The organism is Desemzia sp. AGC72, assembly GCF_057334175.1.
On the sequence record NZ_JBHFIG010000021.1, the window covers coordinates 94,791 to 118,031 of the forward strand.

Annotated in this window: 24 protein-coding genes, 1 other RNA gene and 1 other annotated feature; of the genes, 18 read left to right on the top strand and 7 right to left on the bottom strand. The window is 36.9% G+C overall.

Annotation, left to right across the window (positions count from 1 at the left end; translation table 11 throughout):
• The first annotated feature begins 9 nt into the window (after positions 1-9).
• Entirely contained in the window at positions 10-687 is a 678-nt protein-coding gene (locus ACE025_RS09395; protein WP_485939429.1) for an amino acid ABC transporter ATP-binding protein, read from the top strand.
• Here the strand turns inward: ACE025_RS09395 and ACE025_RS09400 are convergent.
• Positions 673-816: a hypothetical protein gene (locus ACE025_RS09400; RefSeq protein ID WP_485939430.1), complete on the bottom strand. Its 144-nt coding sequence runs from the start codon at positions 814-816 to the stop codon at positions 673-675. The two genes, ACE025_RS09395 and ACE025_RS09400, sit on opposite strands and share 15 nt — an antisense overlap.
• Positions 777-850, top strand: a sequence feature (ribosomal protein L21 leader region). Its footprint overlaps the gene before it by 40 nt.
• Positions 851-865: 15 nt before the next feature.
• Here ACE025_RS09400 and rplU point away from each other — a divergent pair.
• The 5 genes from rplU (at position 866) to ACE025_RS09425 (ending at position 4,348) form a co-directional block, all read left to right on the top strand.
• Entirely contained in the window at positions 866-1,174 is a 309-nt protein-coding gene (gene rplU, locus ACE025_RS09405; RefSeq protein WP_092479647.1) for a 50S ribosomal protein L21, read from the top strand.
• Between the two features lie 17 nt (positions 1,175-1,191).
• Complete coding sequence (locus ACE025_RS09410; RefSeq protein WP_485939431.1) at positions 1,192-1,530, top strand: ribosomal-processing cysteine protease Prp; 339 nt, start codon at positions 1,192-1,194, stop codon at positions 1,528-1,530.
• A 22-nt stretch (positions 1,531-1,552) separates the two neighbouring features.
• The gene (rpmA, locus tag ACE025_RS09415) at positions 1,553-1,837 is read left to right on the top strand and encodes a 50S ribosomal protein L27 (RefSeq protein WP_092479645.1); all 285 of its coding nucleotides are present in this window, start codon (positions 1,553-1,555) and stop codon (positions 1,835-1,837) included.
• 291 nt (positions 1,838-2,128) lie between these two features.
• Entirely contained in the window at positions 2,129-3,136 is a 1,008-nt protein-coding gene (locus tag ACE025_RS09420; RefSeq protein WP_485939432.1) for a class I SAM-dependent methyltransferase, read from the top strand.
• 21 nt (positions 3,137-3,157) lie between these two features.
• Positions 3,158-4,348, top strand: coding sequence for an acetate/propionate family kinase (locus ACE025_RS09425; protein ID WP_485939433.1), 1,191 nt, complete (start codon positions 3,158-3,160; stop codon positions 4,346-4,348).
• Between the two features lie 76 nt (positions 4,349-4,424).
• Here ACE025_RS09425 and ACE025_RS09430 read toward each other — a convergent pair whose 3' ends face one another.
• From ACE025_RS09430 to ACE025_RS09445, 4 genes are all read right to left on the bottom strand, one after another.
• Positions 4,425-4,886 carry a universal stress protein gene (locus tag ACE025_RS09430; protein WP_483089932.1) on the bottom strand — a complete coding sequence of 154 codons (462 nt, stop codon included), beginning with the start codon at positions 4,884-4,886 and terminating at the stop codon, positions 4,425-4,427.
• Between the two features lie 116 nt (positions 4,887-5,002).
• Positions 5,003-5,284, bottom strand: coding sequence for a hypothetical protein (locus ACE025_RS09435; protein ID WP_485939434.1), 282 nt, complete (start codon positions 5,282-5,284; stop codon positions 5,003-5,005).
• A 96-nt stretch (positions 5,285-5,380) separates the two neighbouring features.
• Positions 5,381-5,572: non-coding RNA, 6S RNA (gene ssrS, locus ACE025_RS09440), on the bottom strand.
• Between the two features lie 94 nt (positions 5,573-5,666).
• Positions 5,667-6,917, bottom strand: a complete 1,251-nt coding sequence (locus ACE025_RS09445; RefSeq protein WP_485940082.1) for a replication-associated recombination protein A — start codon at positions 6,915-6,917, stop codon at positions 5,667-5,669.
• Between the two features lie 326 nt (positions 6,918-7,243).
• Here ACE025_RS09445 and gshAB point away from each other — a divergent pair, with 326 nt between their 5' ends.
• From gshAB to ACE025_RS09470, 5 genes are all read left to right on the top strand, one after another.
• Positions 7,244-9,529, top strand: a complete 2,286-nt coding sequence (gshAB, locus tag ACE025_RS09450; RefSeq protein WP_485939435.1) for a bifunctional glutamate--cysteine ligase GshA/glutathione synthetase GshB — start codon at positions 7,244-7,246, stop codon at positions 9,527-9,529.
• A 21-nt stretch (positions 9,530-9,550) separates the two neighbouring features.
• Complete coding sequence (locus tag ACE025_RS09455) at positions 9,551-9,694, top strand: hypothetical protein (RefSeq protein WP_485939436.1); 144 nt, start codon at positions 9,551-9,553, stop codon at positions 9,692-9,694.
• A 142-nt stretch (positions 9,695-9,836) separates the two neighbouring features.
• Positions 9,837-10,385 (top strand): hypothetical protein, encoded by a 549-nt coding sequence (locus tag ACE025_RS09460; RefSeq protein ID WP_485939437.1) that lies wholly within the window; start codon positions 9,837-9,839, stop codon positions 10,383-10,385.
• Positions 10,386-10,678: 293 nt separating this feature from the next.
• Entirely contained in the window at positions 10,679-11,827 is a 1,149-nt protein-coding gene (locus ACE025_RS09465; RefSeq protein WP_485939438.1) for a cysteine desulfurase family protein, read from the top strand.
• A 23-nt stretch (positions 11,828-11,850) separates the two neighbouring features.
• The gene (locus tag ACE025_RS09470) at positions 11,851-12,186 is read left to right on the top strand and encodes a cysteine desulfurase (protein ID WP_485939439.1); all 336 of its coding nucleotides are present in this window, start codon (positions 11,851-11,853) and stop codon (positions 12,184-12,186) included.
• Positions 12,187-12,269: 83 nt separating this feature from the next.
• On the opposite strand, the gene ACE025_RS09475 is transcribed toward ACE025_RS09470, so the two are convergent.
• Positions 12,270-13,235 carry a glycosyltransferase family 2 protein gene (locus tag ACE025_RS09475; protein WP_485939440.1) on the bottom strand — a complete coding sequence of 322 codons (966 nt, stop codon included), beginning with the start codon at positions 13,233-13,235 and terminating at the stop codon, positions 12,270-12,272.
• A gap of 294 nt (positions 13,236-13,529) precedes the next feature.
• Here ACE025_RS09475 and mnmA point away from each other — a divergent pair, with 294 nt between their 5' ends.
• The 7 genes from mnmA to ACE025_RS09510 all read left to right on the top strand — a co-directional run bounded on the left by mnmA (position 13,530) and on the right by ACE025_RS09510 (position 21,246).
• A complete protein-coding gene (gene mnmA / locus ACE025_RS09480) occupies positions 13,530-14,654 on the top strand; it encodes a tRNA 2-thiouridine(34) synthase MnmA (protein ID WP_485939441.1) in 1,125 nt (374 codons plus the stop codon).
• 364 nt (positions 14,655-15,018) lie between these two features.
• Positions 15,019-16,800, top strand: coding sequence for a pyruvate oxidase (spxB, locus tag ACE025_RS09485; protein WP_485939442.1), 1,782 nt, complete (start codon positions 15,019-15,021; stop codon positions 16,798-16,800).
• 191 nt (positions 16,801-16,991) lie between these two features.
• Positions 16,992-17,705, top strand: a complete 714-nt coding sequence (locus ACE025_RS09490; protein ID WP_485939443.1) for a lantibiotic protection ABC transporter ATP-binding protein — start codon at positions 16,992-16,994, stop codon at positions 17,703-17,705.
• A gap of 1 nt (position 17,706) precedes the next feature.
• Positions 17,707-18,456, top strand: a complete 750-nt coding sequence (locus tag ACE025_RS09495) for a lantibiotic immunity ABC transporter MutE/EpiE family permease subunit (protein ID WP_485939444.1) — start codon at positions 17,707-17,709, stop codon at positions 18,454-18,456.
• A gap of 2 nt (positions 18,457-18,458) precedes the next feature.
• On the top strand, positions 18,459-19,229 hold the full coding sequence (locus ACE025_RS09500) for an ABC-2 family transporter permease (RefSeq protein ID WP_485939445.1): 771 nt from the start codon (positions 18,459-18,461) through the stop codon (positions 19,227-19,229).
• A 2-nt stretch (positions 19,230-19,231) separates the two neighbouring features.
• On the top strand, positions 19,232-19,903 hold the full coding sequence (locus ACE025_RS09505; protein WP_485939446.1) for a response regulator transcription factor: 672 nt from the start codon (positions 19,232-19,234) through the stop codon (positions 19,901-19,903).
• Between the two features lie 74 nt (positions 19,904-19,977).
• Entirely contained in the window at positions 19,978-21,246 is a 1,269-nt protein-coding gene (locus tag ACE025_RS09510) for a sensor histidine kinase (protein ID WP_485939447.1), read from the top strand.
• A 570-nt stretch (positions 21,247-21,816) separates the two neighbouring features.
• Here the strand turns inward: ACE025_RS09510 and ACE025_RS09515 are convergent.
• Positions 21,817-23,193 carry a metallophosphoesterase gene (locus tag ACE025_RS09515; RefSeq protein WP_485939448.1) on the bottom strand — a complete coding sequence of 459 codons (1,377 nt, stop codon included), beginning with the start codon at positions 23,191-23,193 and terminating at the stop codon, positions 21,817-21,819.
• Positions 23,194-23,241: the final 48 nt, after the last annotated feature.

Here is a 23,241-nt window from a genome sequence, read left to right on the forward strand (position 1 = left end):
AAGATTCAAATGGGGTTGAAAGCAACAAATGTCACTAAACAATTTAATGGCATCGATGTGATCAGAAATTTTGATTTCACGATCGACGCAGGAGAAATCGTTACTCTTGTTGGAAAATCCGGTACAGGAAAAACAACATTGATGCGATTATTAAACCAACTAGAAAAAGCAGATAATGGAACTATAGTGATCGACGATACTTTCTTGTGCAAAGAAAATGCTGAGGGAAAAGCGGACTATGTTTCAAAAAAAGAACAAAAAACATATGGCAATCAAATTGGGATGGTGTTTCAAGATTACCAGTTGTTTCCTAATTTAACGGTCATCGAGAATTGCCTTGAAGCACCTTTAGCTCAAAAGTTGATGACTAAAGAACAAGCTGTTCAAAAAGCTGAAAGCTTATTGCAGCAGATGGGGATCAGCGATAAGAAGAATGTATATCCTGGGACATTATCTGGGGGCCAGCAGCAACGTGCCGCAATTGCTCGTGCAATGATGCTGAATCCAAAAATCTTATGTTTTGATGAACCGACTTCTGCTCTGGATAGAGACACAGCTAATGGTATTGGTAGAATGATCCAAGAAATAGCCTCTGATGGGACCGGCATCTTGATTGTTACACATGATATCGATTTTGCAGAACAATACGGAACTCGTTCAGTATCATCTGATTTATTTATTTCTTAAAAAATCGAATAAAGAAGCCGTCAATGAGAAAAATACATTGACGGCTTCTTTTATATTTGGTAAGATGTTAATGTTGTAAATGTGCAGCACCACAACTACAACCGCGCGGAATTGAGTTATCAAGTCCATTACGGCACTCATGACGGCGAGTCTAAGTCTAACAAGGAGGTGCGAATATATGTACGCAATTATCAAAACAGGTGGAAAACAACTTAAAGTTGAAGTTGGACAAGAAATCTACATCGAAAAATTAAACGTTGAAGCTGGTGAAACAGTTAACTTTAACGAAGTAATCTTAGTTGGTGGAGATGACACTAAAGTGGGAGCTCCATTCATCGAAGGAGCAACTGTTGAAGGAACTGTAGCTAAACATGGTAAACAAAAGAAAGTAACTACTTTCAAATACAGACCTAAAAAACACAGCCACAACAAAAAAGGTCACCGTCAACCATATACAAAAGTTGTCATCAATGCTATCAACGCATAATAAAGAGGTGTTTCCAATTGATTCAAGCATTTATTAAACGAAGCGACAGAGGAAACATTGTTTCTTTCGAAGTGACGGGACATGCCGAGTCAGGACCCTATGGCAGCGACATCGTCTGTGCAGCTGTTTCGGCTTTGACGATCGGAACTGCAAATAGTTTGACCGCTTTAACTGGAGTTACTCCTATCATCGAACAAAACGATGAAGCTGAAGGCGGCTACTTATATGTAGAACTGGTTAAAGACTTAACTGAAGAGCAGATGAAAATATCTCAAGTTTTACTGGAGAGCCTACTTATTTCTTTAACAGGAATAGTAGAACAATATTCTGAATATATTCAATTAAATATCAAATAAAAAAAATGGAGGTGCATTCCAAATGTTGAAAATGAATCTACAACTTTTCGCTCATAAAAAAGGGGGCGGTTCTACTTCTAACGGCCGTGACTCACAATCAAAACGTTTAGGCGCTAAACGTGCTGATGGTCAAACTGTTTCAGGTGGATCAATTTTATACCGTCAACGCGGTACAAAAATTTACCCAGGAGTTAACGTAGGTATCGGCGGAGATGACACTTTGTTTGCTAAAGTAGATGGCGTTGTACGTTTCGAACGTAAAGGCCGCGACAAAAAACAAGTTTCTGTATACCCAGCAGCTCAATAATAGAAATAGAAAAGGGAGTGGACAATTGTTCACTCCCCTATTTTTTAGTTATTTTTAAACTTATTCTGGTTAATCGGTTTACTGAAGCTTCTTATTTTGACCTTTAGGATATTGGATAAGGTGAACTTAATGAATGATTAATAATTATTAAGTCTAGAATGGATGATAAATCATTTTGCACCTTGTGCAGAAAGAATAGATTAGATAAGATGGTAAAGTAGCTTTGCACTTTTATCAAAAATGACTTTATCCCAATTAAATGATAGTTATGAGGAAGAGAGGTTGATTTGATTGTCTCAAAAAGACATTGAAGCACTTTTTAATCCGTTAGATAGTACAGTTCAATTGTTAAGAAATGAAATCGATTTTTCATATTTGGAAGCTTTGACTGAAACGGGCAGCAACCTGATTGAAAAAAACATCCCGGACGAATTGAAGAACAGCTTGAATACAGCAACAACTGATCAATTGTTAAAAATTTACCAAGATATCGATACATCCAATATGGAACCGGAAGATATCCGAAAAGCTTTGCAATTGGCTATTTTAAAAGGTCTAAAAGAAGATAAGGTACAAGCCAATCACCAAATGACACCTGATGTTATTGGGTTCATGTTTGTGTATTTTATTGATAAACTGCGTGACACGTCACTGGACAACTTGCGGATTCTTGATCCTGCTGTAGGAACAGGTAACTTGCTGTCGACTGTTTATAATGCTTTAACAACAGCCAAAGTTGAAGTAGAAGCAGAAGGCATCGAAAACGATGATTTGCTTATTGATCTAGCTGCTATGACGACCAGACTGCAAAGACAAAATGTGAAGTTGACTTATCAAGATGCTCTTCAAGACTTGTTGGTTGATCCTGTGGACTTGGTGGTCAGTGATTTGCCGATTGGCTATTATCCAGTGGATGAAAGAGCAAAAGTGTATACATCTGCAGCAAAAGAAGGTCATTCTTACGCTCATCATTTATTGATCGAACAAAGTTTGAAGTATTTAAAACCAAATGCTTTTGGTTTATTTTTAGTACCTAAACTATTGTTTGAAACTTCTGAAGCGGCTTCATTGATGAAAGCTATTCAAGAACACGGATTTTTACAAGGGATGCTGCATTTGCCGAAAGAACTTTTTGCAAATGAACCGTCTCAAAAATCTATTTTGATTCTTCAGAAAAAAGGGGACAAAGCGGCACAAGCTAAACAAGTATTGTTAGGAAACATTCCTGATTTGAAAAACCACCAATCCATGTTAAAATTTATGGAGGAAGTGGATACTTGGAAGAAAGAAAATCTGTAAGAGAAGAAAAGGGGAAGACACATGTCAAAAACAATTGCAATCAATGCCGGTAGTTCAAGTTTAAAGTTTACTTTATTTGAAATGCCTGAAGAGCAAGTTATTTCATCGGGAATCATCGAAAGAATTGGTTTGAAAGATTCTATCTTTACTACAAAATACAACGGTGAAAAATATAATATCGTAGAAGATATTGAAAACCACGAAATTGCTATCCAAAAAGTTTTGGATAAATTGATTGAATTAAATGTCATCGAAAACTATGAAGAAATCGAAGGCGTGGGACACCGTGTAGTTGCCGGAGGAGAAGATTTTAAAGAATCTGCTTTGATCGATAACGATGTATTGGCAAAAATCGAACGTTTATCTGATTTAGCTCCATTACACAATCCTGCTAATGCTACAGGTATCAAAGCTTTCAAAAAATTGTTGCCTAACATTACGAGTGTAGCTGTATTTGATACGTCATTCCACGCAAATATGCCAGCTGTAAACTACCTATACAGTATTCCAATGGAATATTATGAAAAACATGCAGCTCGTAAATACGGAGCACATGGAACTTCTCATCAATATGTATCAGAACGTGCAGCAGAAATGCTTGATCGTCCTTTGGAAGATTTGAAATTGATCACTTGTCATTTAGGTAACGGAGGATCTATTACTGCTGTTCAAGGCGGAAAATCGATTGATACATCAATGGGATTCACTCCTTTAGCAGGTATCACTATGGGAACTCGTACGGGTGATATCGATGCTTCTATCATTCCATACTTGATGGAAAAAGAAGGTATTACAGACATCAACGAAATGATCAATATCTTCAACAAAAAATCTGGATTACTTGGATTATCAGGCGTTTCAAGTGACATGCGTGATGTTGAAGATGCAGCGGCTGAAGGAAATGAAAGAGCACAATTGTCTCTAGATATTTTCTATAACCGTGTTCAAAAATATATCGGTCAATACATTGCACTGATGAATGGTGTAGATGCTATTATCTTTACAGCAGGTATTGGTGAAAACTCTGCTGAAACTCGTGAAATCCTTATTGATGGAATCAACTGGTTTGGTGCTGAGATCGATAAAGAGAAAAACGCTGTTCGCGGTGAAGAGCGCATTATCTCTACAGATGACTCAAAAGTTAAAGTATTATTGATTCCTACAGATGAAGAAGTCATGATCGCTCGTGACGTAGAACGTCTAAAAAAATAATTTTTTAAATTAAGTTGTCCATAAAAAGGAGCCGCAGTCATTTTGAATGATTGCGGCTCCTTTTTTGCTATTGTGATTAATCTGTCGGTTTATTTTCCAAATCTGTACGAACGATCAATACGTCACAAGCAGCATGACGGATAACGTATTCAGAAACAGAGCCGATAAAAATTCTTTCTACTGCGCTTAAACCAGTTGCTCCCAACATGATCAAATGAACATTATGTTCTTCAGGAATTTGTTTTGAGATCAGAACTTTTGGAGAACCATATTCGATAACGTAACTAACATCTTCGACACGGTGGTTTTTAGCATATCGAACATATTCTTCTAACGTATTTCTAGCTTGCAGACTAGCTTTATCAGCCATTGATCCATCAAAGGTTGAAATACTTTGGAAAGCTTTTGTATCAATAACATTTGCAATCAACAATGAAGCTTTGTTACGTACAGCTACTTGTACCGCTTTCTTGAAGGCTAACTCAGCTTCTTTAGAACCATCTATAGCGACTAAAATACGATTGTATTCTTGCAACATACTTACCACTCCATTCTTTATCTATCCTTTGCTCACTTCTATTGTAACGCATATTTTTTAATTTTCATAGAGAAAAGATATCGCTTTCAACAGTAGGACGTTGCCTAAGTTTTATCTTACATGCTTTTGTTCAAATAAATCAAGAAAGAGAGGATAACAATCATAACAATACCTAAAAAGATAAAGGATTGAATGATCGTATAGAAAAAGGCCAGATAGAGAGAAAATAAACCACAAAGAAGAAAACCGACACCAAAACCTGTAAAAATCGGTTTTGTTTTTTCGCTGGCCTCACTGCTCTTGTAATACAAAAAGACTTGAGCTTTCATAGTTAAGAAAAAATAAGCTGTGTAAAGCAGCAGAACCGCAAAAATAACAAATAAAATAGATAATAACATATAAATTCCTCCTAATAATGACTCATATATTACATCTATTATACACCATAAAAAAGCCATCCCAAAAAGGATGGCTTTTTAAATTGAAATTGTATGTAAAATTCCGATGGTACCGTTTATGCGTCCAAGTAGTATTGAACCCGCAATCTAGCAGGTGGGCTCCACTGTCAAGCATCTAACTTCCAAGTGAAAAGGCTTGTTATCCGTTTGATTCAGTTTGGATCCCAATGTTTTATTAAAAATGTTCGGTCAACACATTTTAGGACATCGCGCATACCTCAGAATTCTTATCCTTATAGTAGCATGGTGTTCATTTATTGTCAATCAAATGTGCTCTGATTTGAAGAGAAACGTTGTACATATAACAAAGATAGCGTTTACGCTACCTTTTCTTTTTCTTATTTATAGCTTCGTACTGAGCAGCCAAGACATCTTCATACTTACCGGTATGGTTCGGTTCGAAATAACGCGCTTGTTTAAGTTTATCAGGGAGATACTGCTGGTCTACCCAAGCTCCAGGATAACTATGAGGATACTTATAGTCGACTCCTCGACCCAACTTGCTGGCTCCGCTGTAATGAGAATCTTTCAAGTGATCGGGTACATCACCACTTTTTCCATTACGTATATCGCTTATGGCAGCATCAATAGCTGAAATACTGGAATTGGATTTGGGTGATAAACATAAATCGATCACTGTATTAGAAAGAGGAATCCTGGCTTCTGGAAAACCAATGCGCTCAGCAGCTTGGATCGCGGTGACGGTTCTGGAACAGGCTCCTGGATTCGCTAATCCGATATCTTCGTAAGCAATTACCATCAAACGTCTGGCTATGATTGGCAAGTCTCCAGCTTCGATCAAACGCCCTAAATAATGTAAAGCAGCATTGACATCGCTTCCTCGAACGGATTTTTGCAACGCGGAAATCACATCGTAATGAGCATCTCCGTCTTTATCGTGTGTCAATGCTTTCCTTTGCACGCATTCCTCGGCGACTTCAAGAGAAATAGAAATCACACCGTCAGTATCAGGTTGCGTCGATTTAACAGCTAGTTCTAGACTGTTTAAAGCGCTTCTTAAATCACCGTTCGTTGCCCGAGCGAAATGCAATAGAGCTGGTTCGTCAATGTCCACCTTATATTCTCCTAGACCATTGGCTGAATCCTTTAGTGCACGTTCCATAGCCTTTTTGATTTCTTCAATCGAAAGAGATTTCAGTTCAAAAATTTGTGCTCGGCTTCTTAGAGCAGGGTTGATGGCGATATACGGATTTTCTGTTGTTGCTCCAATCAAAATGATCCTTCCATTTTCTAAATGAGGAAGTAAAAAATCTTGTTTTGGTTTATCTAAGCGGTGCACTTCATCCAACATTAAAATGACAGAACCGCTCATTTTAGCTTCTTCGGCAATAATCTGCAAATCTTTTTTTGAATCGGTAGCAGCATTCAACATACGAAAAGCGTATTTGGTCGACCCTGCAATAGCACTGGCAATACTGGTTTTTCCAATTCCTGGTGGACCGTATAGAATCATGGAAGACAACATTCTGGCATCCACCATTCGTCTAATAATCTTTCCTTCGCCTACTAAATGACTTTGACCCACGACTTCGTCAATATGAGTAGGACGCATTCTAAAGGCTAATGGTTTATTCGTCAATGTGAACTCTCTCCTCGCAGAAAAACTTTTATTCAGTATATCATGGATAATAAAGAGTTTCTATTTTATCGCAAACGTTTGTTCAGTCTGCCTTTTAAAAAGATATATTGTAGAAGAAAATGGGTGACAAATTAAAAACTACATTAAAAAGTGATAAATATATGAAGATATCCTAAAAGAGAAATCAAATTGGGTCGCTTTTTTTTAGGAACTTTGCGATAATAGTTTTGACAAACAAAACTTCTCACTTAAAATAAGTAATCAAGAGAAGTGGCTCAGGAAGGTAGTGTCAACACATAATGCAAACAATCAAACAACTGATGAAAGACCACTCAATCAAACCAATATGGAACAGTTCTGTTATCGGAATTGAAAAAGAAGGTTTACGAGTTAAGAAAGATGGAACGTTAGCAACTACGCCGCATCCTAAAACGCTTGGAAGCAGAAATTTTCATCCGTATATCCAAACAGACTTTAGCGATGTTCAATTAGAGTTAATCACACCACCATTGAAGGGAGCTAGAAGTGTCAACCAATGGCTGCCGGCTTTACATGATGTGACATATCATTCTATGAACGATAAGGAATGGATCTGGCCGCTCAGCATGCCGGGAAGTTTACCAGAAGAAAAAGATATTCCTATCGCACGATTGGAAAAACGTGCCGATGTGGTATACCGCGAATATTTAGCAAAAATTTACGGTAAGAAGAAACAAATGCAAAGTGGGATTCATATTAATTTTGAATTTGATGCAGCTATTTTGAATGCTTTATATGAAAAGCAAACAGACATTACATCAAAAGAAGAGTTTCAGTCCGCTGTTTATATGAAGTTGGCTCGAAACTTCTTACGTTACCGTTGGGTATTGAGTTATTTATTTGGTGCTTCACCGACTGTGATGGAAGACTTTTATCCAGCTGATGTGACTGTGCCGAACCATTATGTACGTAGTTTGCGTAATAGTCATTTGGGATACACGAATGACGAAGAAGTCATCGTTTCTTATGAATCAATAGATGCTTATGTAGAGAGTATTCAATCTTTAGTCTCTTCAGGTGCATTATCAGAAGAGCGAGAATTCTATTCGCCAATTCGTTTACGCGGCACAAAACAGGTCAAAGATATGTTGGAACAAGGAATTGCTTATGTTGAATTGCGCAATTTCGATTTAAATCCGTTCACTTCATTCAGTATTAGAGAAGAAGACTTGGTTTTTGTGAAGATGTTCTGTTATTTGATGATTTGGTTGGATGAAGAGACTGCAGCCGTAACGTCTAAAACCGGTGATGAAAAAAATCATTTGACTTCTATAGAACACCCTAAAGAATTGTCACAGTTTAAAGAAGAAGGACTGGCTCTATTAGAGGAAATGCAACAAATGGCTGTTCATTCAGGATACGAAAAAGCTGAAGCAGCTGTAGCATGGGCCAAAGAGTTGTTCGAACACCCTGAAAAGACTTTGTCTGCTCAAATTATGGATGGTATAGAAGCAGAAGGGGACTACATCGCTTTTGGGATGAAGTTAGCTCAACAATACAAACAGGAAGCTATGGAAAAACCGTATCAACTAAGAGGGTTTACTTCATTAGAAATGTCTACTCAATTATTGATCCATGATGCTTTGCAAAGCGGCATCACAGTAGATGTGATCGATGAGCATGACCAATTTGTCAAATTGAGTTATGGCAATCATGTAGAATACGTGAAAAATGGAAATATGACGTCTAAGGATACGTATATTTCTTCTTTGATCATGGCGAATAAAACAGTGACTAAAAAAATTCTTTTTGAAAATGGGTTCCATGTACCAGGTGGTGGAGAATACCAAACAGTCGAAGAGGCGCAAAATGATTTTTGGCGCTACCAGAATAAAGCTATCGTGGTTAAGCCTAAATCGACCAATTACGGAATAGGAATCTCCATTTTTAAAAATGGTCCCACACAAGAAGACTTTAATCAAGCAGTCAATATTGCATTCAAAGAAGATTCCTCTGTATTGGTAGAAGAATATATTGCCGGAACAGAATACCGCTTTTTTGTCGTTAATGATCACGTTCCCGCTGTGCTGCTGAGAATACCAGCCAATGTGATAGGAAATGGGTCAGCAACAGTCAAAGAGTTGGTAGACAAAAAGAATCAAGATCCTTTACGGGGAACGAATCATAGAGCTCCTTTAGAAAAAATAAACCTTGGTGAGATTGAGCAATTGATGTTGAAAGAACAAGGTTATTCCAAAGAAAGCATTCCTGAAAAAGGAACGGTCGTATATTTAAGAGAGAACTCCAACATCAGTACCGGCGGAGATTCGATCGATGTAACGGATGAGATGCACGACAGCTATAAAGAGCTCGCTGTAAAAATGGCAGAAGCAATCGAAGCAAATGTAACAGGTATTGACTTAATTATTCCAGATCTAACACAACCAAGCTCTACGCAGAATCCTGGCTATACTGTCATAGAAGCCAATTTCAATCCTGCTATGCATATGCATGCCTATGTTTACAAAGGGAAGAATCGTCGTTTGACAAAAGAAATCTTAATGATGTTGTTTCCAGAATTGACACAGACCATAAAAAGGGACTAAAGCTGGGAACGCTAAGGGAATTTGGAATATCTGTTGGTCTTTACTATTGCTCGTTGCGGCAGAAATGCTTATTCTGTTCATCGAAACAGATATACAGCCTTATCTCTTCAGCGTGCTGTTGGTCTACATCGTACTGTCTTTTCTTCTCCATATGGTAGTGCATGAATTTGGGCACCTTGTTTTTGGATTGCTCACAGGAGATACCTTTTTGTCGTATCGTATTTTTGTTTGATCCATCATCAAAGTGGATGGTCGTATCGTTGTCAAAAAGCAAAAGCAGAATGAAGCTTTGGGCCAAGCCTTGATAGTGCCGAACGAAAATTGGGACTCTGAGGACTATCCTTATCAGTTGTATATGAGTGGAGGATTGATACTCAACGGAGCAGCTTTATTGATGGCTATTGTGTTGTACAAATTGTCAGTTTTGCCATTGATTCCTGTATTGTTTTTTTCAGGGTTAGCTATATTCTTTATCCTTTCAAATGGTGTTCCAAGAGGATTGAACGATGGAGCAATATTGAAAAAATGCCGCCAAAGTAAAGAATACCGTAAGATGATGTACCACCAATTACGAACCATATATCACTTGTTTAATGGGAAAGCGTTAGATCAATTGGTTTTAGAATTTTTTGAGTATTCAGAATCGATACCGTTAGAAGATCCTTTTACACTTTATGTCATGCGGCTTAGTTATTACAAAGAACTAAGTGACCTCCGATTTGATCAAGACTTTGAGATTTTGACACAGCAGTATCAAGTGATCGATAAGCTGGACATTTATGATAAAATCATGGTGAAAGCTGAAGAGTTATTTTGCTTGAGGAGTGCTCAACAACACTCAACTGAAGCAAAATAGCTGTACCAATATACAGAATTACAAGCTTTTAAAGAGCATGAGTTTATGACAATAAAAAGAGTGTTTGCTACGTATTTCCTTTTTGTTGAAGTGAACTCGAAAAAAGCTTTAACATTTGTAGAAGAAAGGCTAAAAACAACTCAAACGAATCTGCTTGATCCTCAAATAAGGACAGAAGAAACAATATTGCTGTGGTTAGAAAAAAGCGTCAGTGAGAAAAAGAAGAGCTATTGTTCAATGAATCAAAGAGTGATACAATTTTGGAATAAAAAACAAATGAATGAGAGGATAACATGGAAAAAATCTATTTAGATCATGCAGCTACGAGTCCAGTTCATCCTGAAGTAGCCGAAGTAACGTACGAAATGATGAATAAACACTTCGGAAACGCCTCAAGTATTCATGGATTTGGACGCGACAGCAGAAGAATATTGGATCAATCAAGAATGGTTTTCGCTAAAAGCATCGGCGCTAAACCAATGGAAGTTATCGTGACAAGCGGTGGGACGGAAGGCGACAATACTGCTATCATGGAAACAGCTATTTCACGTCAGCATGAAGGAAAGCATCTTATCACGACTATGGTGGAACACCACGCAGTCATTCGCCCGATGGAACATTTGGAAGCGTTGGGATTTGAGGTAACTTACTTGCCTGTTGATGAAACAGGGCAAGTAAACCCTGAAGATGTGCAGCAGGCTTTACGTCCCGATACTATTTTAGTTTCTATCATGTACGGCAATAATGAAGTTGGAACACTAAATGATATCTCAAAAATTGGAGAGATTATCCACGAAAGCGAAACTGCAGCTTATTTTCATACTGATGCGGTCCAAGCTTATGGGACAGAAGACATTGATGTGAAGCGCGACTATATTGATTTGTTATCAGTATCCGCTCACAAAATCAATGGTCCTAAAGGTATCGGATTTTTATACATCAATGAAAATATTCATTTGCCTAGTTTTATGTTAGGTGGAGAACAAGAGCAGAAAAGACGGGCAGGAACAGAAAATATTCCTGGAATTGCCGGGTTTAAGAAAGCTGTAGAAATCATGTTGGCTGATAGAGAAGAACGTAAAAAGCAACACGAAACTTTAAGATCATACTTTTTAAATCAATTGGAAGTTCAAGGAGTCGAGTATGAATTAAATGGGTCTCCTGACCATCGTTTAGCTCATATTCTGAATCTATGGATCAAAGGCGTCCATTCAGAACAACTATTAGTCAGTCTGGATTTAGCTGGTATAGCAGTATCGGCTGGTTCAGCTTGTACAGCAGGGAACATCGACCCTAGTCATGTATTGATTGCAATGTATGGAGAAGATAGCCCAAGAATCAGCCAGTCGATCCGTGTCAGCTTTGGTTTGGGGACGACAGAAGAACAGTTGGACATTTTTCTTGAAGAGTTGACCAAAAGTATCGCACGATTAAAAAAATAACTTAGAATAAAGGCGGTAGGCAAATGGCGTTTTTAGAAAAGAATCAATTAGAAGGTTCATCAGACAGTTACAAAATGAGCTCTAGTGTAAAAAAATATACGTTAAGAGACAATGGCTTTGAACAATTAAAAAACGGTAATTTTCAATTCAGTCGTGATTTAGAGATCGGAACAGCGAAAAGTCCGAAGTTGAAAATGAGCGTTTCCAGCGATTTAAAAACGTTTAAATTATCTGCAGTGACAGCTAATGGCTTACGTACCGTAAACTTGTATAAAGGGGAAGCTTTTACGGAAGCACAAGAGCGTGCTGGTTATATTTTAACGGAGTTTGTAGAAAGCGGCATTTTAGAAAGAGTTTAGTCAATCGAAAAAGCAGGCATACAGTTGGATTCGGTCCAGATGTATGCCTGCTTTTATATTTATTAACGGATTTGATGGAAACTTTATTCTACTAATTTCTTTTTGTAGAACATGTCCCAATAAATTTTGCCTAAACCTACATTTCTACGGGTAATCTGGCAACACTTTTTCAAATCTGAGTCTTTGAGCTCGTTTGGACCATAGGCATGTAATTTTTGCCTCAAATCATTGATAAAAGAAGAATCTACATTTTCTAAAGTAAGCAAAGTAAATATAGAAGAAAGATTCAGTTTAATGTAAAGATCTTTAAGTATCTTTGTATCAACAGACGGGTCTTTTGAAAGCAGCTCGACCGCTCTTTCTATGGCAACCAGACCATTCAACTTTCTTTTATTTTGAAGAACATTCAGCGGCAAGTGACGATTGAGATAATAATGGTAATGAGGCGGAGGGCTGTATACGATGCGTTGGCTTTTATCAAACAGCTGCATAGCTACCAACAAATCATCATAATATTCGATATCTTCATCAAAATGGACAGCAGGAGAAGAACTAAACAGTTCCAACTTATACAATTTGTTTCCTAAAAAACTGTTCACCCTTGGTTGAGATAGACATAATTGGATAGCCTCGTTCTTTGACATGATTTTGTTTTCATCTGGACCAGGAGTCAAAAACAACTCACTGATAGAGTCTTCAAAATACCTGCATGTAATTATATCACCTTGAAAGATTTTATTTGTATTGATCAGTTCTTCCAGCATTTCTGCATTGATCCAATCAACAGCATTAACAAAGCAGACATATTCTCCTTGAGCGTAAGCAAGGCCGATATTCTTAGCTCTAGAAGCATTGGTACTATCTAGATGAATTACATGGAACCTAGAGTCGTTGCTCGCAAACTTCTCACAAATTTCCCCGCTTTTATCAATTGAGCCATAGTCTACCAATATGGCTTCGAAATGACGATAAGTTTGGTTTTTGATACTGTGTAAACACTTGAATAAAGATTTCTCAGCATTCTTTATAGGGACAATAATTGAAATCATTACTAAGCCTCCTTTGTTGTAAGGAAATAGAAAGTTATAGTAAGGGGTGAATGGAACAATAGAGATGAAAAAAGAAAAACGAATGTTTTTTAGGTCGATTTAAGTGTATCTGTAAAACGCTTTCATTGTCAAATAAACTGAATTGTTTTAGCTAGTTAACTTATCGATGACGAACATTATTTTTATGAGCAGACCTTGCATTCTTATTAATTGTTAGTATAATAGAACAGACTGGAAAAATACGACCTTCAAATCGTTAAGATTTCAGAATCTATTTGAAATGATGGTGATAGCATGACAGACAACAGTAAAATTCGTGTTGTTGTAGGAATGAGCGGCGGCGTAGATTCGTCGGTAACAGCTCATTTATTAAAAGAGCAAGGGTATGACGTTGTAGGGATTTTCATGAAAAACTGGGACGACACAGATGAATTCGGTGTATGTACCGCAACTGAAGATTACAACGATGTAGCTCTTGTAGCAAACCAAATCGGGATTCCTTATTATTCCGTTAACTTCGAGAAACAATATTGGGATAAAGTCTTTACGTATTTCTTAGAAGAATACAAAAAAGGCCGTACACCAAATCCTGATGTAATGTGTAACAAAGAAATCAAATTTAAAGCCTTTTTAGATTACGCGACAGACTTAGGCGCAGATTATGTAGCGACTGGTCACTACGCACGTGTAGAACGCGATGAAAACGGCGTGACACACATGCTGCGCGGAGTAGACAACAATAAAGACCAAACTTACTTCTTGAACCAATTGTCTCAAGACCAATTGTCTAGAGTTATGTTCCCACTAGGCGGCATGGAAAAATCAGAAGTACGCCGTATCGCAGAAGAAGCAGGGTTAGCGACTGCTAAGAAGAAAGACTCTACAGGAGTTTGCTTTATCGGCGAACGCGACTTCAAAAAATTCTTGATGGAATACTTGCCTGCACAACCTGGAAATATGGTGACGGTTGATGGCGAAATCAAAGGCCAACACGATGGTTTGATGTACTATACAATCGGTCAACGCCAAGGGTTAGGTATTGGCGGAGGCGGAAAAACCAATGATCCATGGTTCGTAATTGGTAAAGATCTTAAATCCAATACGTTATATGTTGGACAAGGCTACCACCACGAATGGTTGTATGCGACTCATTTGGACGCATCTGATATCCGTTTTACACTAAATGATGAAACACCAAGTACGTTCAAATGTACAGCTAAATTCCGTTACCGCCAAGCAGATACTAGCGTAACTGTTCATATGAACGAAGACGGAACCAGCGCAACAGTTGAATTCGATGAACCTGTACGTGCAATCACTCCAGGACAAGCTGTTGTCTTCTACAATGGCGACGAATGTCTAGGTGGCGGAACCATCGACAAAGCATACAGTGATGTGAAAGAATTGCATTACGTGTAATAACGAAGTAAACAAGAGAGACTGAGGCGAATTTGTTTCGGTCTCTCTTTATGCGGTGTTTTCTACTGCTAATGTTTTCTTCGGTGATTTTTTTAATAATAGCACTAAATTCACCGAAGAATGAATCAATGAAGTAGAGTAAATCACAGAATTTAGAACAATAATGAAGAAAACGGCTAAACAGTTTTCCGTTAGAAATGAAACAGTGTTTAAGATTAGATTGACTAATCAGATTCAGTTAAAAAACTGTTGTTTTATTTACGAAAATGTGATTTTATCAGAAATAAGACTTGATTCTTAATTTAAAAGTGTTAGAATGAGAGTTGCATTTATTTTGTGAAAACAAACTGGGAGGATTTTTTAAATGGAACATGGAAAAACTAAAGTTAGTACAGCTTCACTAAAAGTTTTAGCAGGATGGGGAATAGATACAATTTATGGTATTCCTTCAGGAACTTTGGCTCCTTTAATGGAAGCTTTAGGTGAACAAGAAGAAACAGATATTAAATTCCTACAAGTAAAACATGAAGAAGTAGGAGCAATGGCAGCTGTAATGCAATGGAAATTCGGCGGAAAATTAGGTGTGTGTGTTGGATCAGGTGGTCCTGGTGCATCTCACTTAATCAACGGTCTTTACGATGCAGCTATGGATAACACACCAGTTTTAGCTATCTTAGGATCTCGTCCACAAAGAGAACTAAACATGGATGCTTTCCAAGAATTGAACCAAAACCCAATGTTCGATCATATCGCAGTATACAACCGTCGTGTTGCTTACGCTGAACAATTACCAAAATTGATCGACGACGCAATCCGTACTGCTATCTCTAAACGTGGAGTAGCTGTATTAGAAGTACCTGGTGACTTCGGTTACCACGAAATTGCTAACGACGCATTCTACTCTTCAGGTCACAGCTACCGTGATTACGTTTCTTCTGCAATCAATGAAGCAGATATCGACGCAGCTGTTGAAGTATTAAACAACGCTAAACGTCCTGTTATCTATGCAGGTATCGGAACTATGGGACATGGTCCAGCAGTTCAAGAATTGTCTCGTAAATTAAAAGCTCCAGTTATCACAACTGGTAAAAACTTTGAAACTTTCGACTATGACTTTGAAGGATTAACTGGTTCAACTTACCGTGTTGGTTGGAAACCGGCTAACGAAGCTGTTAGAGAAGCTGATACAGTTCTTTTCGTTGGTTCAAACTTCCCGTTTGCTGAAGTAGAAAATACTTTCGGAAGCGTTGAAAAGTTCATCCAAATCGACAACAACCCAACAATGCTTGGTAAACGCCATAACGCAGATGTTGCTATTCTTGGTGATGCTGGTGAAGCAGTTCACTCATTACTAGAAAAAGTAGCACCTGTTGAAGAATCAGCTTGGTGGAATGCTAACTTGAAAAACGTTCAAAACTGGCGTGAATACATGACTAAGTTGGAAACAAAAGAATCTGGTGCTTTACAACTTTATCAAGTATACAACGCTATCAACAAATATGCTGACGAAGATGCAATTTACTCAATTGATGTTGGTAACTCAACTCAAACATCTATCCGTCACTTGCACATGACTCCTAAAAACATGTGGAGAACTTCTCCATTGTTTGCTTCAATGGGTATCGCACTTCCAGGTGGTATTGCAGCTAATAATGTTTACCCTGGACGTCAAGTATTTAACTTAATGGGTGACGGTGCGTTCTCTATGAACTACCAAGACGTTGTTACTAACGTACGTTACGACATGCCTGTTATCAACGTAGTATTCACTAACACTGAGTATGGTTTCATCAAGAACAAATACGAAGATACAAACACAAACACTTTCGGTACTGAATTTACTGATGTAGACTACGCTAAAATTGGTGAAGCACAAGGTGCTGTTGGTTTCACAGTAAGCCGTATCGAAGACATGGATCAAGTAATGGCTGAAGCTATTAAAGCTAACAAAGAAGGTAAAACTGTAGTAATCGATGCTAAAATTACTAAAGATCGTCCAATTCCAGTAGAAACATTGAAATTAGACCCTGCTTTCTACAGCGAAGAAGAAATCAAAGCTTACAAAGAAAAATATGAAGCTGAAGAATTAGTACCATTTAGCGCATACCTAAAAGCTGAAGGTCTAGAATCTATCGCAACTAAATAATTTTTATGATCTGTAACTGGTAGTTTAATTAAAAAGACAAGTCGCTATTAAAGCGACTTGTCTTTTTTTTGCTACGCAGTTTTTTTATAAAGAAGTAAAAAATGTTATTTCGCTAGGTTTTTGTGTAAAAACTACTGCAATTATAATTCAATTATTTATCATTGTTATTCTTCAGTTGAGGAGGAGTTAAAATGACAAATAATTATATGATTGAAACAAAAAATCTGTCAAAACAATTCGGAAAGGAAATTGCACTGGATCGAGTGTCTATTCATGTCAGAGAAAATTCTATTTATGGATTGTTGGGGCCGAATGGAGCTGGAAAATCAACTTTACTCAAAATGATTACTGGAGTATTAAAACCAACTAACGGTGAAATTTTCTTTGCCGGAAATCATTGGAAAAAAGACGATTTGAAGTATATTGGTTCTTTGATAGAAGGTCCAGCTATCTACGAGAACTTGACGGCTTACGAAAATTTAGAAGTCATAACGTTATTAATTGAAATACCTAAAATACGAATTCATGAAATCTTAAAAGTAATAGGGTTAGCACAGACTGGAAAAAAGACAGTTAAACATTTTTCTTTGGGTATGAAACAACGTTTAGGTATAGGCATGGCACTTATAAATCAGCCAAAAGTGTTGATTCTTGATGAACCAACGAATGGCTTAGATCCGCTTGGTATTCAGGAATTTCGTGATATGATTCGAGCTTTTCCAGAGAATGGAATTACTGTTATATTATCGAGCCATATTCTAAGTGAAGTTCAACATATCGCAGATGACTTAGGGATTATTTCGAATGGACTTTTAGGTTATGAAGGCCCAAATGATCAAGCAGTAGAAAATCTAGAAGAACTTTTTATGGATATTGTTAAACAAACTCAAAAGGGGGAGTTCTAAAATGAATCGTATGATTCAAGCAGAATGGTTAAAAGAAAAACGTTCAGCCAACAGCAAATTATTATGGTTAGTTCCAATTATTTTTATAGGATTCAGTTTTTTGATGTCGCTGTTAATGGGGAAAAGCCCTGATGGTAAGAGCTACCTAGTTACGTCATCTTTTAATTGGTATCCTTTATTGGTTTTACCGATTGTGATTTCCTTATTAGTCACCAATATTTATGCAAAAGAGAAGAAGAACCGAAATGATCAATTTTTCCAATCTCTGGGTTTATCTAAAAGCAAACAACACATTGGTAAAAATGTAGTGATATTAATAGAGTTATTCATTATATTGGCGGTCTCTAGTATTCTTTTACTAATCATCAATCGAGTATCGATACGTGATCATATTTCAGTCCAGCGAATGAGCATAGCAACCATTTGTTTGTTTCTAGGAAGTTTGCCAATAACGGGAATTAGTTTCTTACTCTATCGACACACTAACAAGTTCATTGTTATTTTAATCAATTTTCTATGTACAGGACTATCAGCAATTATTGCGGTGAAAACGTGGTGGTATTTATTTCCCTGGAGCTACAGCATTCGTATGATGGCATCTGTATTAAGTATTCATCCAAATGGAACATTTTTAGAATCAAGCAACCCGTTAGTTGATATAAGCACTGTATATACAGGAAGCGGCTTCGGAATTGCCGTATATCTTATTTTAACCATATTGTCATACTTGAGTTATATAGAGGAGGACTAACTATGTTTCACTTAGTGATGGCACAATGGAAAAAAACGAAACATACAATTATTCGACCAATGGTTCTTTGTTTACCGATTGTGTATAGTTTTCTCATGTCTTTTTATTACAGATTTACTCAAGCACAAGCAGTATCCACGGAAGAAAAAATTGTTTTTTTCTTTTTACTTTTGAGTATTGCCATAATATTTTTCTCAGCAATTATCGTGTCTTTTTTTATTCAATTAGACAAAAGTGCTAGCTATTTTGGAAATGAACTGAGAATAGGTATTCCGAGAAGAAAAGTAATTACTAGTAAAATTTTATTCTTTATGGCTCTTGTTTTAACGGTTGAATTCGTAGCATTACTATTGTTTACAATTGTAGGATTCTTTTTTCAAATGAATTTGGAGAGTGTTATTACAATGATATTATTCTTATTCACAAGTATAATACTCCTTTTACCCACCATACTTATATATGTATTTTTTGCTTATAGGTTCAATTTTACAGGAACGTTAATGATTAGTGTGGTAATGGTCTTATCCAGTATTTTAATGGGAACAACAGGATTAGGTAACCAGTTATGGCGATTCTTACCCTGGGTATGGCCAGTAAAAATTATTTCTAGTATTTTACCAACCGCTCTCTATTTAACTGGAGATACTCAAGCAAAAGCTATAGAAACACTGGTTCAGACACTTATCTTCTCTGTAGTAGTTAGTTTGTTTCTGTTTCTGTTGCTGAATATTTGGTATAATCAGTGGGAAGGAAAAGGCAGTTTGGAGGAATAAGAATGGAACAAATTTTAGTGATAGACGATGATATAGAATTGCTTAAGCTTATTAAAAAAGTGCTAGAGAAAGAACAATACGCAGTAGAAACTAGATTTACTGTAAACAGTATTCAAACAAATGAGTTAGCTCAGGCTGACTTAATAATATTGGATGTCTTAATGCCTGAAAAAGATGGATTTACCTTTCTAAGAGAAAATAGATTATTTATAGATGCGCCAGTACTCTTTCTAACAGCTAAGGACTTTGAAAAAGATAAACTTGAAGGATTTGCTTCAGGTGGAGATGATTACATAACCAAGCCTTTCTCAATTAAAGAATTACGTGCTCGCGTAGCTGCACATTTAAGGAGAGAATCTCGGGAGAATCATTCACGTTTAAGAGATACGCCTGTAACCTGTGATTTGGTACAGCGGCTATTTTTTGTAGATGAGCAGAAAGTGTCGTTAACTGTAAGTGAATATACCCTCTGCGAGTTTTTGCTGAAAAACAAAGGACAGGTTTTTTCAAAAGAAGACATCTATATCTCAGTCTATGGCTATGATGCAGTAGGGGATAGCCAAACAACTATAACGGAACGTATTAAGCAAATCCGACAAAAATTTCAAAAAGTTAATGTGAATCCGATTCATACTGTCTGGGGGATTGGCTATAAATGGGAAATAGATCGTTAAGAGGATTAATCTCCAAGTTTATTTTGTTAGAGATGCTTTTTACTGGGATAATAGCAATGGGAGTCTTTTTTTTATTGAATATTTCTATTAATATTGGATTTTTATACTCAGCAAATTATCCAGAGAGCCTAGTTCCATTCTTTGCAGAAAGAATATCACAAGAAGAAATCACTGTGAATGACATACCAGACTTTTATGCTTATCAATTAGAAGATGCAGACGGAGAAATCATAGAGCAGACAATTTTAGAAAAAGACAACACTCAAATCCAAGAAGCTAAAGAGAATGGTCGAATTCAATCGAATGGCATCATTGGATCAAAAATTTATGTTTCTTTAAAAGGAGAGAGCCAAAACTTAGTATTGGCATATAATATTGCAAGTGATTTTAGTTCATCAATCATGCGGAAATGGCTACCTAATGCGGAAGTGATATATTTTGTAGTCTTTTTAACACTTTGGATTAGTGTGTTCATTCTTATTGTTCAACGTTTGGTAAAAAAACTTCAAAAAGAATTCGATAAAGTTATTCACACTAATAAAGAAATAGGACAATTCAATTTAGATTACCAACCAAAAACCAGCAACATTAAAGAAGTAAATCAAATACTCTCTTCTATTAATACAATGAAAATAGAGCTCGCTCGTTCTTTGGAAGAACAATGGGCCACTCAACAGCAACAAGAAAGACTAGTACAGTCTGTTACGCATGATATTCGTACTCCAATCGCGATTGTTCAAGGTAATTTAGAGTTGCTAGAAGAAACGAATTTATTTCCAGAACAAGAAGAAATGCTGGAGAGTGCAGAAAAAGGGATCTATCGATTATCTGAATATGTACTACAATTAAAGGGAATTTCAAATATAATTCCTGAAGCTGAACAAAAACAAATTATTAATCATTCTGTGATTTCAGATTGGTTTTTATTAGCCAAAGCAATGGCTAAACCTAAAAAAATTGAAGTAAGAATTGAACAGCAAGATGAAAGCTTAATCAACTTAAGTAAAAATCAAATCACTCAAGCCCTACAAAATATACTCCAAAATGCTGTAGATGTTTCTAAAGAAAATATGCACCTTCATTTGGTATTTAGCAACACACAAACGGAATACACTATTTCTGTACTAGATGAGGGTCCAGGATTTACAGAAGAAGCATTAGAAAAAGGAACAGAACGTTTCTTTTCTACGAAAGATCAATCTGGATCAGGCCACTATGGATTGGGACTTGCTATTACAAATGAGTTAGTTCAAAGGAATAATGGAACTATCCAGATAACAAATCTAGTTGAACAGAACAAAATAGTAGGGGCTAGAGTATCTCTCGTATTTAGTGAGAAGTAGTAACGAATAAAATAAATAATGAAATATTAGATCATGTACAGGATTCATTTTGATACTCTGGACATACACTTTAGTTCTAAGTAAGCTAAAATCAGCTACGTTCAAATGTACTGCTAAATTCCGTTACTGCTAAACAGGTACAAGAACAACTTTACACAGTAACGGGGATAGAACTAGCGCATCAATAATAGTAGTCACAAAAAGGACGTACTGGGATGATAAACTGTGGAAATACCCCAGCGTATCATCCTAGTATGTAACTATTGCTCCAACAATTATGATAAATTACATATCCTTTGCTTTTTAGCGCTTAAGTTTCGTTTGTATTCCGCTGTGTAATAAATAGACTATCCATACATCGTTAGCGTTCAACGGCTATGGCAAATAATTGAAAGCTCAGAGCCTTTAGTTCCAAACGTTCGCGTGGTTTTTACAAAGTAACCTCAATTGTAGAGGGAATTTTGCACCAATCTCATTTGCTAAATAATCTTTTTTGCTGAAATCAGCTTGGCTACTTTATTCAGTTCCAAATATCATAATAAAAGTTGTTTCTAAAAGAAGAAAACATAGTCATTGAGCAGATTGAGTAAACGGGACACTCAAATCCAAATCCGAATGACCGTCACTTTCTAAAATGTTATCCATATAGCGAAATAGGAACCCTTTAGAATGTTTTTTGATTAATTGGTAGCCTTGTGATTCTTTCATCAGCTCAAGTTCTTCATTACTTATTTGAGAAGCTTCACCGCTAAAGAAGAGGCGGTTGCTTTCTCCTACAAAAGTACCAACTTCTTCAGCGTACTTGTCATCATGCCATTGTTCTTCGATCATTTGGCGCAGGCCCATATTGATGCCGTCTTCCACGAATAGATTGGTGGCATAATCTGTGTAAGTCAATAAATTGTTATCCGTTTGATTCGTTTCAGATGCCCAAGATTCCATATCAACCGCTTGTTTCTCATAAGAAAATTGTTCATTGTCGAAAGTTACTTTGCCAATGCTTGGTGCCATAACCGAAAAAGCAGCGGTAGTGATATCATATAAAGTGTTTTCCTCGTGAGCGATGTCTTGCACATGAGTATGTCCAGTGAACACAACTGGTATATCGTATTTTAGGAATAAGGCTTTTACCTCTTCCTCATTGTCCAGAGTAAATCCTTTAGTCATAAAATCATTGTGTTTCAACAAATTATGATGCAATACCGGCAGGACTGTTGCGCCGGATTTTTTGGCGTCTTCAAATACCGATTCTATCCAAGTCAACGTTTCTTTTTTCAAGCGCCCATTTGAAGGAGGTGCGCCTTTTCCTTCTGTTTTAGTATAGACATTGGTGTCCAACATCAATAGAGTCAAATCAGTGTACGGTTGGACAGCGTAACTTAAAGAGTGTTCATCTAAAGTATAAGCATCTTGATATCCCATCTCGCTGAAGATAGATTGGAAATCTTCTGGGAGAATTTGACTCGTTTTTTTTTGGTCATCTCCAATAAATTTTCTCGCCCAACCATTTGAAATATCATGGTTACCAGGGATTACGTATACTTGAGTGCCAAATTGTTCGATTTGCTGGAAGTAATCGGCTAATTCTACAGCACTTTGTTTTTCTCCGTTCAACGTCAAGTCTCCGCTGACGAGTAAAAGCTTTGGACGTTCTTTTTCAACTTGCCAGATAAGAGCTTCCATACGTTGTGCGGGGTAAACTAATTCTTTTCCAGCAGAAGTTTCTTTGATAAAGGTAAAACTCTCGCCCTCGTCAGATAAAGAAGGAGACAAATAGTGCAGATCAGTAATGACCCATATTGCATCGTCCTTTGAAAGAGATTCAGTAGGCACAAAAGGATCACGTTTTAAGGCAGTTGGTTGTACTTCTTTCGTGCTGTTGAAGGCAGCAAAAAGTAATAAAAGACAGAAGATAAGTCCTATTCTTATCCCTATTTTCTTCGTCATAAAGAACTCCTTTTAAATACGTAGTTTATGGGTTCAGTATAATACAAA